The 15,795-nt window shown below is 53.6% G+C and carries 13 protein-coding genes; 8 read left to right on the plus strand and 5 right to left on the minus strand.

What is annotated here, in order from left to right:
- Positions 1-142: 142 nt before the first annotated feature.
- The 3 genes from actP to acs form a co-directional block, all read right to left on the minus strand.
- Positions 143-1,792 carry a cation/acetate symporter ActP gene (gene actP, locus ACJHX3_RS04050; protein ID WP_000832571.1) on the minus strand — a complete coding sequence of 550 codons (1,650 nt, stop codon included), beginning with the start codon at positions 1,790-1,792 and terminating at the stop codon, positions 143-145.
- A complete protein-coding gene (locus tag ACJHX3_RS04055) occupies positions 1,789-2,103 on the minus strand; it encodes a DUF485 domain-containing protein (RefSeq protein ID WP_001014565.1) in 315 nt (104 codons plus the stop codon). The genes actP and ACJHX3_RS04055 overlap by 4 nt, the downstream gene beginning before the upstream one ends.
- A gap of 226 nt (positions 2,104-2,329) precedes the next feature.
- Complete coding sequence (gene acs, locus ACJHX3_RS04060; RefSeq protein ID WP_094321806.1) at positions 2,330-4,288, minus strand: acetate--CoA ligase; 1,959 nt, start codon at positions 4,286-4,288, stop codon at positions 2,330-2,332.
- 392 nt (positions 4,289-4,680) lie between these two features.
- Between acs and nrfA the strand changes: the two genes are divergently transcribed.
- From nrfA to gltP, 8 genes are all read left to right on the plus strand, one after another.
- Positions 4,681-6,117 carry an ammonia-forming nitrite reductase cytochrome c552 subunit gene (nrfA, locus tag ACJHX3_RS04065; protein ID WP_001305718.1) on the plus strand — a complete coding sequence of 479 codons (1,437 nt, stop codon included), beginning with the start codon at positions 4,681-4,683 and terminating at the stop codon, positions 6,115-6,117.
- A 44-nt stretch (positions 6,118-6,161) separates the two neighbouring features.
- Positions 6,162-6,728: a cytochrome c nitrite reductase pentaheme subunit gene (gene nrfB, locus ACJHX3_RS04070; RefSeq protein ID WP_001296647.1), complete on the plus strand. Its 567-nt coding sequence runs from the start codon at positions 6,162-6,164 to the stop codon at positions 6,726-6,728.
- Positions 6,725-7,396: a cytochrome c nitrite reductase Fe-S protein gene (gene nrfC, locus ACJHX3_RS04075; RefSeq protein WP_000220281.1), complete on the plus strand. Its 672-nt coding sequence runs from the start codon at positions 6,725-6,727 to the stop codon at positions 7,394-7,396. Before nrfB ends, nrfC begins: the two co-directional genes overlap by 4 nt.
- Positions 7,393-8,349, plus strand: a complete 957-nt coding sequence (gene nrfD, locus ACJHX3_RS04080; RefSeq protein WP_094308599.1) for a cytochrome c nitrite reductase subunit NrfD — start codon at positions 7,393-7,395, stop codon at positions 8,347-8,349. Before nrfC ends, nrfD begins: the two co-directional genes overlap by 4 nt.
- A gap of 19 nt (positions 8,350-8,368) precedes the next feature.
- Positions 8,369-10,087, plus strand: a complete 1,719-nt coding sequence (locus ACJHX3_RS04085; RefSeq protein ID WP_094308598.1) for a heme lyase CcmF/NrfE family subunit — start codon at positions 8,369-8,371, stop codon at positions 10,085-10,087.
- Positions 10,080-10,463: a heme lyase NrfEFG subunit NrfF gene (gene nrfF, locus ACJHX3_RS04090; RefSeq protein ID WP_001032533.1), complete on the plus strand. Its 384-nt coding sequence runs from the start codon at positions 10,080-10,082 to the stop codon at positions 10,461-10,463. The genes ACJHX3_RS04085 and nrfF overlap by 8 nt, the downstream gene beginning before the upstream one ends.
- The gene (gene nrfG, locus ACJHX3_RS04095) at positions 10,460-11,056 is read left to right on the plus strand and encodes a heme lyase NrfEFG subunit NrfG (protein ID WP_000812982.1); all 597 of its coding nucleotides are present in this window, start codon (positions 10,460-10,462) and stop codon (positions 11,054-11,056) included. Before nrfF ends, nrfG begins: the two co-directional genes overlap by 4 nt.
- A 341-nt stretch (positions 11,057-11,397) precedes the next feature.
- Entirely contained in the window at positions 11,398-12,711 is a 1,314-nt protein-coding gene (gene gltP, locus ACJHX3_RS04100) for a glutamate/aspartate:proton symporter GltP (protein WP_000789589.1), read from the plus strand.
- Between the two features lie 78 nt (positions 12,712-12,789).
- Here the strand turns inward: gltP and yjcO are convergent, their stop codons facing one another.
- Both yjcO and fdhF read right to left on the minus strand, forming a co-directional pair.
- Entirely contained in the window at positions 12,790-13,479 is a 690-nt protein-coding gene (yjcO, locus tag ACJHX3_RS04105) for a Sel1 family TPR-like repeat protein YjcO (RefSeq protein WP_000719886.1), read from the minus strand.
- A gap of 93 nt (positions 13,480-13,572) precedes the next feature.
- Complete coding sequence (gene fdhF / locus ACJHX3_RS04110) at positions 13,573-15,720, minus strand: formate dehydrogenase subunit alpha (RefSeq protein ID WP_001300547.1); 2,148 nt, start codon at positions 15,718-15,720, stop codon at positions 13,573-13,575.
- Positions 15,721-15,795: the final 75 nt, after the last annotated feature.

The following is a 15,795-nucleotide window of genomic DNA, read 5'->3' on the forward strand; positions in this document are numbered from 1 at the left end:
TATTCTCTGCATTATCATTTTCTACAACTGTCAAAAATCGCTCATTTTTTAATGAGTTTATTTCTTTAATATTATGGGAAAAGGTGATGCATTTTGCAGAGGAAGAGTATTCCCCGGTCAGGCGACCGGGGAAGGGGAGAGATTAATGCGCGCGGCCTTGCTCAACGCCAAAGCCGGTCTGGGAACGGATAAACTGCGCACGGAACAGTTCACGCTCGCGCGCGCCTTCCGCTGAGTTATCGGTTGCCGAGAAGAACCAGATGCCGAGGAATGCCACGCTGATAGAGAACAGCGCCGGGTATTCATACGGGAAGATGGCTTTTTCGTGACCGAGGATCTGTACCCAAATCGTCGGGCCGAGGATCATCAGCACCACCGCAGTAATCAGTCCTAACCAGCCGCCCAGCATCGCGCCACGGGTAGTCAGTTTCGACCAGTACATAGAAAGCAGAATGATCGGGAAGTTACAGCTCGCCGCGATGGCAAACGCCAGGCCTACCATGAAGGCGATGTTCTGATTCTCAAACAGCACGCCGAGGATAATGGCAATCACACCCAAAATCAGAACGGTGATTTTTGATACCCGCAGCTCTTCACGTTCGGTCGCGCCTTTTTTGAAGACGTTAGCGTACAGGTCGTGAGACACCGCCGATGCGCCCGCCAGCGTCAGACCCGCAACCACCGCAAGAATGGTGGCGAAAGCAACCGCTGAAATAAAACCGAGGAACAGGTTGCCACCCACTGCATTCGCCAGGTGAACTGCCGCCATGTTGTTACCACCAATCAGATGGCCCGCCGCGTCTTTATATTCCGGATTCGCACCAACCAGCATGATCGCGCCGAAGCCGATAATAAAGGTCAGAATATAGAAGTAGCCCATAAATCCGGTAGCGTAGAACACGCTCTTACGCGCTTCGCGGGCATCGCTGACCGTAAAGAAGCGCATCAGAATGTGCGGCAAGCCAGCCGTACCAAACATCAGTCCTAGCCCCAGAGAGAGCGCGGAGATGGGATCTTTCACCAGCCCGCCCGGCTTCATGATGTCGACACCTTTCGGGTGTACCGCCATCGCTTCGCTGAACAGATTGTTGAAGCTAAAGCCGACGTGTTTCATCACCATAAAGGCCATAAAGCTGGCACCGAACAGCAACAGCACGGCTTTGATAATCTGTACCCAGGTGGTCGCCAGCATGCCGCCGAACAGGACGTACATCATCATCAGCACGCCGACCAGTACTACCGCAATGTGATAGTTAAGGCCAAACAGCAGTTCGATGAGTTTACCTGCGCCTACCATCTGAGCGATAAGGTAAAGTGCCACGACCACCAGAGAACCACAGGCCGAAAGAATACGGATTGGCCCCTGTTTCAGGCGGTAAGAGGCTACATCGGCAAAGGTGTAGCGACCAAGGTTACGCAGACGTTCGGCAATCAGGAACAAAATGATCGGCCAGCCCACCAGGAAGCCCAGCGAGTAAATTAAGCCGTCATAGCCGGAGGTAAACACCAGCGCGGAGATCCCCAAAAATGAGGCGGCAGACATATAGTCCCCGGCAATCGCCAGCCCGTTCTGAAAACCGGTGATATTGCCGCCTGCGGTGTAGTAGTCGCTACGAGAACGTACGCGTTTTGACGCCCAATAGGTAATGCCGAGCGTAAACACGACGAAAATCAGGAACATAATAATCGCCTGCCAGTTCGTTGGCTGGCGCTCTACGGCCCCGCTAATAGCATCCGCGGCGTTAGCTGCGAAAGGGAGTGTGGCGGCAAGCGCCGTCAGAACTCTTTTCATGATGCTTGTACCTCATGCAGGACTTCATTATTAAGACGGTCGAATTCGCCGTTCGCCCGCCAGATGTAGATACCAGTGAGAACAAAGGAGATCACAATCACTCCAACACCAATCGGAATACCGCGTGTGACGCTGGTGTTCGGATTCAGCGGGGTGCCCAGCCAGCCGGGCGCGAAGGCGATCAGTAAAATAAAGCCGATATAAACTGCCAGCATAATAATCGACAGGATGGTGGCAAACCGTTGCCGTTTTTCGACTAACTCCCTGAAATGCGCATTGTCTTCTATCCGCTGATAAATAGTGCCATTCATCACAGATTCTCCAGAGGTTCCCCGTCGTCTTTCACGCCGCAGGTTCGTCAGCCGCACTCGCCTCCCCCAGTCACATAGTTTTCTATGCTCCTGGGGAGATGCTCGCTTGCTTCCTTCCTGCAACGCGAAATACTTAGGGGAATTTTTATATTTGCCCTTTCCCACTATAAAGAAAGGGGCGTGTAGACCGGATAAGGCGTTATACGCCGCATCCGGCAATTGTGGGTTACGATGGCATCGCGATAGCCAGCTTCTCTTCAAGCAGCTTCTCGACCACGCCTGGATCGGCAAGCGTCGAGGTATCGCCCAGGTTGCTGGTATCGCCCGCCGCAATTTTGCGCAGAATACGGCGCATAATTTTGCCGGAGCGGGTTTTAGGCAGGGAGTCGGTCCAGTGCAGCACGTCTGGCGTCGCCAGCGGGCCAATCTCTTTACGCACCCAGTTGCGGACTTCTGCGTACAGTTCTGGTGACGGTTCCTCCCCGTGATTAAGCGTGACGTAGGCGTAGATCGCCTGACCTTTAATATTGTGCGGAATACCTACTACGGCGGCTTCGGCAATTTTCGGATGCGCCACCAGCGCCGACTCAATCTCTGCCGTTCCCAGACGGTGACCGGAGACGTTCAGCACGTCGTCCACACGCCCGGTGATCCAGTAATAGCCATCTTCATCACGACGCGCGCCGTCGCCGCTGAAATACATATTTTTGAAGGTGGAGAAGTAGGTCTGTTCAAAACGTTCGTGATCGCCAAACAGCGTACGCGCCTGACCCGGCCAGGAGTCGGTGATCACCAGACTGCCTTCGGTAGCGCCTTCCAGCGGGTTACCTTCGTTATCGACCAGCGCCGGTTGCACGCCGAAGAACGGACGTGTTGCCGAACCGGCTTTTAGCTCGGTAGCGCCAGGCAGCGGCGTGATCATGAAACCGCCAGTTTCGGTCTGCCACCAGGTGTCGACCACCGGGCATTTCTCATTGCCGATTTTTTTCCAGTACCACTCCCACGCTTCTGGGTTAATTGGCTCGCCCACGGAACCGAGAATGCGCAGTGACGAACGGTCGGTGCCTTCAATCGCTTTATCGCCTTCCGCCATCAGCGCGCGAATCGCCGTGGGCGCGGTATAGAGAATATTGACCTGATGCTTGTCCACCACCTGCGCCATACGGGCAGGCGTCGGCCAGTTCGGTACGCCTTCAAACATCAGCGTGGTCGCGCCGCAGGCCAGCGGGCCGTACAGCAAATAACTGTGTCCGGTAACCCAGCCCACATCGGCGGTGCACCAGTAGATATCACCCGGATGATAATCAAAGACATATTTAAAGGTCAGCGCCGCGTACACCAGATAACCGCCGGTAGTGTGCAGCACGCCTTTCGGCTTCCCGGTAGAACCGGAGGTGTAGAGAATAAACAGCGGATCTTCGGCGTTCATCTCTTCCGCCTGGTGCTGATCGCTGGCTTGCTCAACCAGGTCGTGCCACCAGAGGTCGCGCCCTTCCTGCCAGTCGATTTTTCCGCCAGTACGCTTCAGTACCACCACATGCTCTACGCTGGTGACGTTCGGGTTTTTCAGCGCGTCATCAACGTTTTTCTTCAGCGGAATACTACGCCCGGCGCGCACGCCTTCGTCGGAAGTGATCACCAACCGTGAGTTAGAATCGATAATGCGCCCGGCAACGGCTTCCGGCGAGAAGCCGCCGAAAATTACCGAATGCACCGCGCCAATGCGGGCGCAGGCCAGCATCGCGACCGCGGCTTCCGGCACCATCGGCATATAAATCGCCACCACATCACCTTTTTTAATGCCCAGCTCGAGCAGGGTATTGGCGAAGCGGCAGACGTCGCGGTGCAGCTCTTTATAGCTGATATGTTTGCTCTGGCTGGCGTCGTCGCCTTCCCAGATGATGGCGGTACGATCGCCGTTTTCTTGCAGATGGCGGTCAAGGCAGTTTGCCGCCAGATTCAGCGTGCCGTCCTCGTACCATTTAATGGACACATTACCGGGGGCAAAGGAGGTGTTTTTCACCTTCTGGTAAGGTTTGATCCAGTCGAGAATTTTTCCCTGTTCGCCCCAGAAGGTATCTGGTGCGTTAATAGATTGTTGATACATCGCCTCGTACTGCTGAGGGTTTATCAGGCAACGGTCTGCGATGTTGGCAGGAATGGTGTGTTTGTGAATTTGACTCATGCTTTTGTTCTCCTTGTAGGATGTTAATAATATGTGGCATAAGCGTTAAATGTAGGGGTATTGGCAGTTTTGTTTAGTATTTGGGCGACAGATCACGCAAAAGTAGAATTGTGCAAATAAACGGCAGGGTAATTTTTGAAGGTCAGCAACAAAAGTTGATTAATTCTTTGAGGAACATGCAGTTATGCATGCTGTTGAAAAAGAGGAAGATACTGACTAACTCTAAAGTGGTATTTTACATGCACTTACAATTGATTAAAGACAACATTCACAGTGTGGTTATTTGTTACACATAGGGGTGAGCAATGTCATGACAGTGTAGGTGCGGTTACTGTCGTGAAAAACAATAAAAACCGCCATTGCAACAATGGCGCAATTCGGATGAAGCCCCTATGACAAGGATAAAAATAAACGCACGCCGTATCTTCAGCTTATTGATTCCTTTTTTCTTTTTCACTTCTGTTCACGCTGAACAAACGGCAGCTCCCGCAAAACCTGTAACTGTTGAAGCGAAGAATGAAACCTTTGCCCCGCAACATCCCGATCAATATCTCTCCTGGAAAGCCACCTCGGAACAGTCAGAGCGTGTTGACGCCCTGGCGGAAGATCCACGGCTGGTGATCCTGTGGGCGGGGTATCCCTTCTCGCGCGATTACAACAAGCCGCGTGGACATGCCTTTGCTGTGACCGATGTGCGTGAAACCCTGCGTACCGGTGCGCCGAAAAACGCTGAAGATGGTCCGCTACCGATGGCATGCTGGAGTTGTAAAAGCCCGGATGTGGCGCGTCTGATCCAGAAAGACGGCGAAGATGGCTACTTCCACGGAAAATGGGCGCGCGGCGGCCCGGAAATCGTCAACAACTTAGGTTGTGCCGATTGCCATAACACCGCCTCACCAGAGTTCGCCAAAGGCAAACCGGAGTTAACCCTTTCCCGTCCGTATGCGGCTCGCGCGATGGAAGCCATTGGTAAACCTTTTGAGAAAGCCGGACGTTTCGACCAGCAATCGATGGTTTGCGGTCAGTGCCATGTGGAGTATTACTTCGACGGCAAAAACAAAGCGGTTAAATTCCCGTGGGATGACGGCATGAAAGTCGAAAATATGGAGCAGTATTACGACAAAATTGCCTTCTCTGACTGGACTAACTCCCTGTCGAAAACGCCAATGCTGAAAGCGCAGCACCCGGAATATGAAACCTGGACAGCGGGCATTCATGGCAAAAACAACGTGACCTGTATCGATTGCCATATGCCAAAAGTGCAGAACGCCGAAGGCAAACTCTACACCGACCATAAAATTGGTAATCCGTTTGATAACTTCGCCCAGACTTGTGCGAACTGCCATACCCAGGACAAAGCTGCCTTGCAAAAAGTGGTCGCGGAACGTAAGCAGTCGATTAACGACCTGAAAATCAAGGTTGAAGATCAACTGGTTCACGCTCACTTCGAAGCGAAAGCGGCGCTGGATGCAGGCGCGACGGAAGCCGAAATGAAGCCTATTCAGGACGATATCCGTCATGCCCAGTGGCGTTGGGATCTGGCGATCGCTTCCCACGGCATTCATATGCACGCACCGGAAGAAGGTCTGAGGATGCTCGGTACGGCGATGGATAAAGCGGCGGATGCACGCACCAAACTGGCGCGCCTGCTGGCGACCAAAGGCATCACTCATGAAATCCAGATCCCGGATATCTCGACCAAAGAGAAAGCCCAGAAGGCCATTGGCCTGAACATGGAACAAATCAAGGCCGAGAAGCAGGACTTCATCAAAACGGTGATCCCGCAGTGGGAAGAGCAGGCACGTAAAAACGGTCTGTTAAGCCAATAACCCCGTTCCGCCTCGCAAGGGGCGGAAAACACAATGGAGTGAATATGAGCGTATTACGTTCGTTATTAACTGCCGGGGTGCTGGCGTCGGGCCTGTTGTGGAGCCTGAACGGAATTACCGCTACCCCTGCGGCGCAGGCATCTGGTGATCGCTACGAAGTTACCCAGCAGCGTAACCCGGATGCCGCCTGTCTGGACTGTCATAAGCCAGATACCGAAGGTATGCATGGCAAACATGCTTCCGTTATCAACCCGAATAACAAACTGCCGGTCACCTGCACCAACTGTCACGGCCAGCCATCACCGCAACACCGCGAAGGGGTGAAAGATGTGATGCGCTTTAACGAGCCGATGTACAAGGTTGGAGAGCAGAACAGCGTCTGTATGTCCTGCCATTTGCCGGAACAGTTGCAAAAAGCGTTCTGGCCACACGATGTCCACGTAACCAAAGTGGCGTGCGCCAGCTGCCATTCCCTGCATCCACAGCAAGATACGATGCAGACGTTAAGTGACAAAGGACGGATTAAGATTTGCGTCGATTGCCACAGCGATCAGCGTACCAATCCGAACTTTAACCCGGCGTCTGTTCCGTTGCTTAAGGAGCAGCCATGACCTGGTCTCGTCGCCAGTTTCTCACCGGCGTCGGCGTGCTGGCAGCCGTCAGCGGCACCGCAGGACGCGTGGTGGCGAAAACGTTGAATATCAATGGGGTGCGTTACGGCATGGTGCATGACGAGTCGTTATGCATCGGCTGTACCGCCTGTATGGATGCTTGTCGGGAAGTGAACAAGGTGCCGGAAGGTGTCTCGCGCCTGACGATTATTCGTAGCGAGCCGCAGGGCGAATTTCCTGATGTGAAATATCGCTTCTTCCGTAAGTCTTGCCAGCACTGCGATCATGCGCCGTGCGTTGACGTCTGCCCGACCGGTGCGTCTTTTCGCGATGCTGCCAGTGGGATTGTCGATGTAAATCCGGATCTCTGCGTCGGTTGTCAGTACTGCATCGCCGCCTGTCCGTACCGCGTGCGCTTTATCCATCCGGTCACGAAGACAGCGGACAAATGCGATTTCTGCCGTAAGACCAATTTGCAGGCCGGTAAGCTGCCCGCGTGCGTTGAGGCTTGCCCGACGAAGGCGCTGACGTTTGGCAATCTGGACGATCCCAACAGTGAGATTTCGCAACTGCTGCGCCAGAAGCCCACTTACCGCTACAAGCTGGCGCTGGGAACCAAACCGAAGCTGTACCGCGTACCGTTTAAATACGGGGAGGTGAGCCAATGACGCAGACTTCCGCATTTCATTTTGAATCGCTGGTGTGGGACTGGCCGATTGCCATCTACCTGTTTTTGATTGGTATTTCTGCCGGTCTGGTGACACTGGCCGTGCTGTTACGTCGCTTCTACCCGCAGGCGGGCGGTGCAGACAGTACGTTGTTGCGCACCACGCTGATTGTCGGGCCTGGCGCGGTGATCCTTGGTCTGTTGATCCTCGTCTTCCACCTGACAAGACCGTGGACCTTCTGGAAGCTGATGTTCCACTACAGTTTTACCTCGGTGATGTCGATGGGGGTGATGCTGTTTCAGCTCTACATGGTGGTGCTGTTGCTGTGGCTGGCGAAAATCTTTGAACATGATTTGCTTGCCCTGCAACAACGCTGGTTGCCGAAGCTGGGGTTCGTGCAAAAGGTTCTGAGCCTGCTGACGCCCGTTCATCGCGGACTGGAAACATTGATGCTGGTGCTGGCGGTAATGCTGGGGGCTTATACCGGCTTTCTGCTATCGGCGCTGAAATCGTATCCGTTCCTCAATAACCCGATCCTGCCGGTGTTGTTCCTCTTCTCCGGCATCTCGTCCGGTGCGGCGGTGGCGCTGATCGCCATGGCGATACGCCAACGCAGTAACCCGCATTCCACGGAAGCGCACTTTGTACACCGTATGGAGATCCCTGTGGTATGGGGCGAAATCTTCCTGCTGGTGGCGTTTTTTGTCGGACTGGCCCTGGGCGATGACGGTAAAGTGCGTGCGCTGGTGGCGGCATTGGGCGGCGGTTTCTGGACGTGGTGGTTCTGGCTTGGTGTCGCCGGGCTGGGGCTGATTGTGCCAATGTTGCTCAAACCGTGGGTCAATCGCAGTTCCGGCATTCCTGCTGTGCTGGCGGCGTGTGGGGCCAGCCTGGTCGGCGTGTTGATGCTGCGTTTTTTCATTCTCTACGCCGGGCAGTTAACGGTGGCGTAAGCCAGAACAGAGGTGGTTTCTGGACGTATTCCTTCCTGAAGTCGGTTTTCTGGCGTTGTTGTTAAGTCTCGGGGTCAACGTGTTGACCCCGTTGACGGCCTTCGCGGGAGTGCGGTTGCGCTGGCCTGCCATGATGCGACTCACTTGCATCGGCATTCTGGCGCAGTTCGCGCTCCTGCTGCTCGCCTTTGGCGTACTGACGTATTGTTTTCTCATCAGCGATTTCTCGGTCATTTATGTCGCCCAACATAGCTATAGCCTGCTGTCGTGGGAACTCAAACTGGCGGCGGTATGGGGTGGTCATGAAGGTTCGCTGTTGCTTTGGGTGCTGCTGCTTTCCGCCTGGAGCGCGCTGTTTGCCTGGCATTATCGGCAGCAAACCGATCCGCTATTTCCGCTGACGCTAGCCGTTTTATCTCTCATGCTTGCCGCACTGCTACTGTTTGTGGTGCTGTGGTCCGATCCCTTCGTGCGGATATTTCCACCAGCAATCGAAGGCCGCGATCTCAATCCGATGCTGCAACATCCCGGTCTTATCTTCCATCCGCCGCTGCTTTATCTCGGCTATGGCGGTTTGATGGTGGCGGCGAGCGTGGCGCTGGGGAGTTTACTGCGCGGCGAGTTTGATGCGGCCTGCGCCCGAATTTGCTGGCGCTGGGCACTACCTGGCTGGAGCGCATTAACGGCGGGGATCATCCTCGGTTCCTGGTGGGCCTATTGCGAACTGGGCTGGGGCGGCTGGTGGTTCTGGGATCCGGTGGAAAACGCCTCTTTATTACCCTGGCTTTCTGCCACTGCGCTGCTGCACAGTTTGTCCCTGACACGCCAGCGGGGGATTTTCCGCCACTGGTCGCTGTTACTGGCGATAGTCACTCTGATGCTGTCGCTGCTGGGTACCTTAATTGTCCGTTCTGGCATTCTGGTTTCGGTTCATGCGTTCGCGCTGGATAACGTCCGCGCCGTGCCGTTGTTCAGCCTGTTTGCACTGATTAGCCTTGCGTCTCTGGCTCTGTATGGCTGGCGAGCGCGGGACGGTGGCCCGGCGGTGCGTTTTTCGGGGTTATCGCGGGAAATGTTAATCCTCGCTACGCTGTTGCTGTCTTGCGCAGTGCTATTGATCGTGCTGGTGGGAACGCTTTATCCGATGATTTACGGCCTGCTGGGCTGGGGACGCCTCTCCGTTGGCGCGCCGTATTTTAACCGCGCGACGTTACCGTTTGGTCTGTTGATGCTGGTGGTGATTGTGCTGGCGACGTTTGTCTCTGGCAAACGCGTGCAGCTTCCGGCGCTGCTGGCGCATGCGGGCGTGCTGTTATTTGCCGCAGGGATCGTGGTCTCCAGCGTCAGCCGTCAGGAGATCAGCCTGAATTTACAGCCGGGTCAGCAGGTGACGCTGGCAGGATACACCTTCCGTTTTGAGCGCCTCGATCTGCAAGCCAGAGGCAATTACACCAGCGAAAAAGCGATAGTGGCACTGTTTGACCATCAGCAACGTATTGGTGAACTGACGCCGGAGCGGCGTTTTTACGAAGCACGTCGTCAGCAAATGATGGAAACGTCAATTCGCTGGAACGGCATCCATGACTGGTATGCGGTCATGGGGGAGAAAACTGGGCCGGATCGTTACGCTTTTCGTTTGTATGTACAAAGCGGTGTGCGCTGGATCTGGGGGGGAGGATTGTTGATGATTGCGGGCGCATTGTTAAGCGGATGGCGGGGGAGGAAGCGCGATGAATAAAGGACTTCTCACGCTACTGCTGTTATTTACCTGTTTTGCGCGCGCTCAGGTTGTAGACACCTGGCAATTCGCCAATCCGCAACAACAGGAACAGGCGTTAAATATTGCCAGCCAGTTACGCTGCCCGCAGTGCCAGAATCAGAACTTACTGGAATCCAATGCGCCGGTGGCAGTCAGTATGCGCCATCAGGTTTACAGCATGGTGGCGGAGGGGAAAAGTGAAGTCGAAATCATTGGCTGGATGACCGAACGCTACGGAGATTTTGTTCGCTATAACCCACCGTTAACCGGTCAGACTCTGGTGTTGTGGGCGCTGCCAGTGGTGTTGTTACTGCTGATGATACTGATCCTCTGGCGGGTAAGGGCGAAGCGATGAAACAGCCTCAAATACCGGTGAAAATGCTGACAACACTCACGATATTGATGGTATTTCTCTGTGTCGGCAGTTATCTGTTAAGTCCAAAATGGCAGGCGGTACGTGCGGAGTATCAGCGTCAGCGCGATCCGCTACATCAGTTTGCCAGCCAGCAAACCCCGGAAGCGCAGCTTCAGGCATTGCAGGATAAAATCCGCGCTAATCCACAAAACAGCGAACAATGGGCGTTACTGGGCGAGTATTATCTGTGGCAAAACGATTACAGCAATTCGCTGCTGGCGTACCGTCAGGCGTTGCAACTACGTGGTGAGAACGCTGAACTGTATGCGGCGCTGGCGACGGTGCTTTATTACCAGGCCAGCCAGCATATGACCGCCCAGACTCGCGCAATGATCGACAAAGCCCTCGCGCTGGACTCTAACGAAATCACCGCTCTGATGCTGCTGGCTTCCGATGCGTTTATGCAGGCGAATTACGCGCAAGCCATCGAACTATGGCAAAAAGTGATGGATCTCAACTCACCCCGGATCAACCGGACACAGCTGGTCGAGTCGATTAATATGGCGAAATTGTTGCAGCGGAGATCAGATTAATCATCTGGTGATGAAGATTATGTTATTGAGCTGCATAAAAAATAATCGAATGAACATATGCCAAAAATAATCACCAATCAGTATTATTGCAGATTAAACAAATAAAAATCTTTCCATAACAAATGGTTATTCATTAATCCTGCCATAAACTCGCGTTATTATGCATTAATGCAGCGAAAAGCTCTGTTGTTAAAGGGTTGCGCAACATACCGCGCAAATGATACTGATCATAAGCGTTAAAAAAATCTACAAACCAACGCAACACAATTCATGCCCTGGCAGTATGTCACGTTCTCACGTTTCTGAACGGGGAACGGCGCTCCATTGAGGAAGTTATTCTGATGAAAAATATAAAATTCAGCCTGGCCTGGCAGATTCTGTTTGCTATGGTGCTGGGCATTCTCCTGGGAAGCTACCTGCACTACCATAGCGACAGCCGCGACTGGCTGGTCGTCAATTTGCTCTCTCCGGCGGGTGATATCTTCATCCATCTGATCAAAATGATTGTTGTGCCGATTGTGATCTCCACGCTGGTGGTGGGTATCGCGGGTGTTGGTGATGCCAAACAGCTCGGGCGTATTGGCGCGAAAACCATTATTTACTTCGAGGTGATCACCACCGTCGCCATCATTTTGGGGATCACTCTGGCGAACGTCTTCCAGCCCGGTGCCGGGGTGGATATGTCGCAGCTGGCGACCGTCGATATCTCGAAATATCAGAGCACTACGGAAGCGGTACAAAGCAGTTCCCACGGCATTATGGGCACGATTTTGTCGCTGGTGCCGACGAACATTGTGGCGTCGATGGCGAAAGGCGAAATGCTGCCGATCATCTTCTTCTCCGTGCTGTTTGGTCTGGGGCTTTCCTCCCTGCCCGCGACGCATCGTGAACCGCTGGTGACCGTGTTCCGCTCCATCTCTGAAACCATGTTTAAAGTGACTCACATGGTGATGCGTTATGCACCGGTGGGTGTGTTTGCGCTGATTGCGGTGACGGTGGCTAACTTTGGTTTCTCTTCTCTGTGGCCACTGGCGAAACTGGTGCTGCTGGTGCATTTCGCCATTCTGTTCTTCGCGCTGGTCGTGCTGGGAATTGTGGCGCGCCTGTGCGGGTTAAGCGTCTGGATCCTGATTCGTATTCTGAAAGATGAGCTGATTCTGGCGTACTCCACTGCCAGCTCTGAAAGCGTGCTGCCGCGAATTATTGAGAAGATGGAAGCCTACGGAGCACCGGCGTCGATCACCAGTTTCGTGGTGCCGACCGGTTACTCTTTTAACCTTGATGGTTCGACGCTGTATCAAAGTATTGCCGCTATTTTCATCGCGCAGTTGTATGGCATTGACCTGTCCATCTGGCAGGAAATCATTCTGGTGCTGACGCTGATGGTGACCTCGAAAGGGATTGCTGGCGTGCCGGGCGTGTCGTTTGTGGTGCTGCTGGCAACGCTGGGTAGCGTAGGTATTCCGCTGGAAGGTCTGGCATTTATTGCCGGTGTTGACCGTATCCTCGATATGGCGCGTACTGCGCTGAACGTGGTGGGTAATGCGCTGGCGGTGCTGGTGATTGCCAAGTGGGAACACAAATTTGACCGTAAGAAAGCGCTGGCTTATGAGCGTGAAGTGCTGGGCAAATTTGATAAAACTGCGGATCAATAATTGAAGATTGCCGGGGATATCCACCCGGCAATATGTGGATGCCTGATGCGACGCTTACCGCGTCTTATCAGGCCTACCTTAACCGTTAGTTAATTTTTCAAACTCTTCACACCCGGTATCAAACCCTTCCATACAGCTCAGGTTCAACCAGTGCAGCGCCTTTTGTTTGTTCTTCTCGATAAAACCTTCTTCACCATTTAAGAACATCATTCCCGCCCAGTACTCGGAATAACCGGTTCGGGAAATCGCAGAGCTGCGTTTGAAATACCAGGTTGCCTTGTCATCGTCGGCCTTAATGCCCACGCCGTTGGCGTAAATCAAACCAAGCAGCATTTGGGCATCGACGGCAGAGTCGTTCTCCAGATCTTCCGAAGCGTTTTCTAACAGCGAAATCGCCTTTGGATAATCCGGTTTACCCGCTTGCGTATTTACCAGAATATGCGCCAGCGTTACTTCACCTTCTTTACTCCCCGCTTGCGCCGCTTTCTCTGCAAGAACTTTTGCTTGTGGATAGTCCAGACTGACCGGATTGGTGATTTTGATCTGCGCCAACAGCGCGCAGGCATCAGCATCACCGCTGTCGGCGGCTTTCTGTGCCCAATATTCGGCTTTGCTCAAATCGCCGGAGCTAAACCAGCTGTCGGCAAGAAAATATTGTGCGCGTCGGTCCCCGGCCTCTGCTGCCTTTAAATACTGGCTGCCAGGCTCGGAGTCGTTGGCGTGGGCAAAGAATGTTAAAAACAACATCAATGCGATAATTTTTTTCATTTTGATAATACGATTGGGTAGGGAGTAACCAGTATAAAGAGTTCGAATGGATAAAAAAACAGCCTCCGAAAGGAGGCTGTAGAAAGGACTGTATTACGCCAGTGCCGCTTCGCGCAGGCGAGTTTTCAACTTGTTGTACTCGTCAATCACGTACTGCTCGGCGGCGCGTTGATCGGCGATCGGCTCGACGCGCACGGCGCAGTATTTGTATTCCGGCGTTTTCGTAATCGGGCTTAAGTTTTCGGTAACCAGCTCGTTACAGGCACCAATCCACCACTGGTAGGTCATGTAAATCGCCCCTTTGTTCGGACGATCGCTGACCTGCGCACGGGTGATAATTTTGCCTTTACGCGAGTGCACCCAAACCAATGCCTCATCTTCAATACCCAGACGTTTGGCGTCTTCGGTATTGATTTGTGCGTAGCCAGGTTCATCAGCCAGCGCCGCCAGTGCCGCACAGTTACCGGTCATCGAACGGCAAGAGTAGTGACCAACTTCACGCACCGTTGACAGTACCATCGGGTACTCGTCGGTGAGTTTGTCGATTGGCGCTACCCAGTCGCAGGTGAAGAACTGCGCCAGACCGTTCGGGGTATCAAACTTCTCTTTAAACAGATAAGAAGTCCCCTGATCGGCATCTGAAGTATCGCGGCAAGGCCACTGAATGAAGCCCAGTTCGCCCATTTTCTCGTAAGTCGCACCGTAGAAATCCGGGCACAGATGACGCAACTCATCCCAGATCTCCTGGGTGTTGTTGTAGTGCATCGGATAACCCATGCGGGTGGCGATTTCACTGATGATTTGCCAGTCCGTTTTCAGATCCCATTTCGGTTCAACTGCTTTGAAGAAACGCTGGAAGCCACGGTCAGCCGCAGTAAACACGCCTTCATGCTCGCCCCACGACGTTGACGGTAAAATAACATCCGCCGCCGACGCGGTTTTGGTCATAAAGATGTCCTGAACGATAACCAGTTCCAGATCTTCAAAGGCTTTACGTACTGCCGACAGCTCCGCGTCAGTTTGCAGCGGATCTTCGCCCATAATGTACGCGGCACGCACTTCACCATGCGCTGCGCGGTGCGGCAGCTCGCTGATGCGATAACCGGTATGAGCAGGCAGGCTTTCCACGCCCCAGGCTTTGGCGAATTTCTCGCGGTTAGCCGGATCTTTCACGTACTGGTATCCCGGATACGTATCCGGCAGCGCGCCCATATCGCAGGCACCCTGTACGTTGTTCTGACCACGAACCGGGTTAACACCCGCATGTGGCTTACCGAGGTTACCGGTCAGCATCGCGAGGCTGGTCAGAGAACGCACGGTTTCCACGCCCTGGTAGAACTGGGTTACACCCATGCCCCACAGGATGGCGGCGCTTTTCGCCTGGGCATACATCCGTGCCGCCTGACGAATCTCACTGGCGCTGACGCCGGTGATATCTTCAACCGACTCCGGCGTGTAGCCTTCAACGATTTTACGATACTCTTCAAAGCCTTCTGTACGGGAAGCGACGAACGCTTTGTCGTACAAATTTTCTTCAATAATGACATGACCCATCGCATTCAACAGCGCGATGTTCGAGCCGTTTTTCAGTGCAATGTGCATGTCAGCAATGCGCGCGGTTTCAATTTTGCGCGGATCGCAGACGATAATTTTCGCCCCGTTACGTTTAGCGTTAATTACGTGGTTCGCCACGATTGGGTGGGAATCCGCCGGGTTGTACCCGAAAACGAACACTAAATCGGTATTATCAATTTCGTTAATAGCATTGCTCATTGCGCCATTACCGACCGATTGGTGCAGACCTGCAACCGATGGGCCGTGTCAGACACGAGCGCAGCAGTCAACGTTATTGGTACCAATAACGGCGCGCGCAAATTTTTGCATTACATAGTTGGTTTCGTTACCCGTACCACGCGAGGAGCCGGTCGTCTGGATGGCATCCGGACCGTACTTCTCTTTGATGGCGCTCAGGCGCTCGGCAACGTAATTCAGTGCCTCATCCCAGGAAACAGGTTCGAGTTTGCCGCCACGCTGGCGACGGATCATGGGGGTTTTCAGGCGCGGGGTCAGGATCTGGGTATCGTTAATGAAGTCCCAGCCATAATAACCCTTCAGACACAGGGTACCCTGGTTGGTTTTCCCCTGCGCTGCCTCCGCCCGGACGATTTTGCCGTTATCGACGACCAGGTTGATTTTGCAACCTGATGCGCAATAGGGGCAAACCGTGACGACTTTTTTCATCGGTCTCGCTCCAGTTAATCAAATCACGCATACGCGCTCTCGACTACAGTATGCATCTTTTATGCCACATTTTAT

Source organism: Escherichia sp. WS1265 (assembly GCF_046487585.1).
Lineage (GTDB): Bacteria > Pseudomonadota > Gammaproteobacteria > Enterobacterales > Enterobacteriaceae > Escherichia > Escherichia coli.

Coding starts and splice junctions, on each gene's coding strand:
- actP (WP_000832571.1), bottom strand. CDS start 1,792: ATGAAAAGAGTTCTGACGGCGCTTGCCGCCACACTCCCTTTCGCAGCT.
- ACJHX3_RS04055 (WP_001014565.1), bottom strand. CDS start 2,103: ATGAATGGCACTATTTATCAGCGGATAGAAGACAATGCGCATTTCAGG.
- acs (WP_094321806.1), bottom strand. CDS start 4,288: ATGAGTCAAATTCACAAACACACCATTCCTGCCAACATCGCAGACCGT.
- nrfA (WP_001305718.1), top strand. CDS start 4,681: ATGACAAGGATAAAAATAAACGCACGCCGTATCTTCAGCTTATTGATT.
- nrfB (WP_001296647.1), top strand. CDS start 6,162: ATGAGCGTATTACGTTCGTTATTAACTGCCGGGGTGCTGGCGTCGGGC.
- nrfC (WP_000220281.1), top strand. CDS start 6,725: ATGACCTGGTCTCGTCGCCAGTTTCTCACCGGCGTCGGCGTGCTGGCA.
- nrfD (WP_094308599.1), top strand. CDS start 7,393: ATGACGCAGACTTCCGCATTTCATTTTGAATCGCTGGTGTGGGACTGG.
- nrfF (WP_001032533.1), top strand. CDS start 10,080: ATGAATAAAGGACTTCTCACGCTACTGCTGTTATTTACCTGTTTTGCG.
- nrfG (WP_000812982.1), top strand. CDS start 10,460: ATGAAACAGCCTCAAATACCGGTGAAAATGCTGACAACACTCACGATA.
- gltP (WP_000789589.1), top strand. CDS start 11,398: ATGAAAAATATAAAATTCAGCCTGGCCTGGCAGATTCTGTTTGCTATG.
- yjcO (WP_000719886.1), bottom strand. CDS start 13,479: ATGAAAAAAATTATCGCATTGATGTTGTTTTTAACATTCTTTGCCCAC.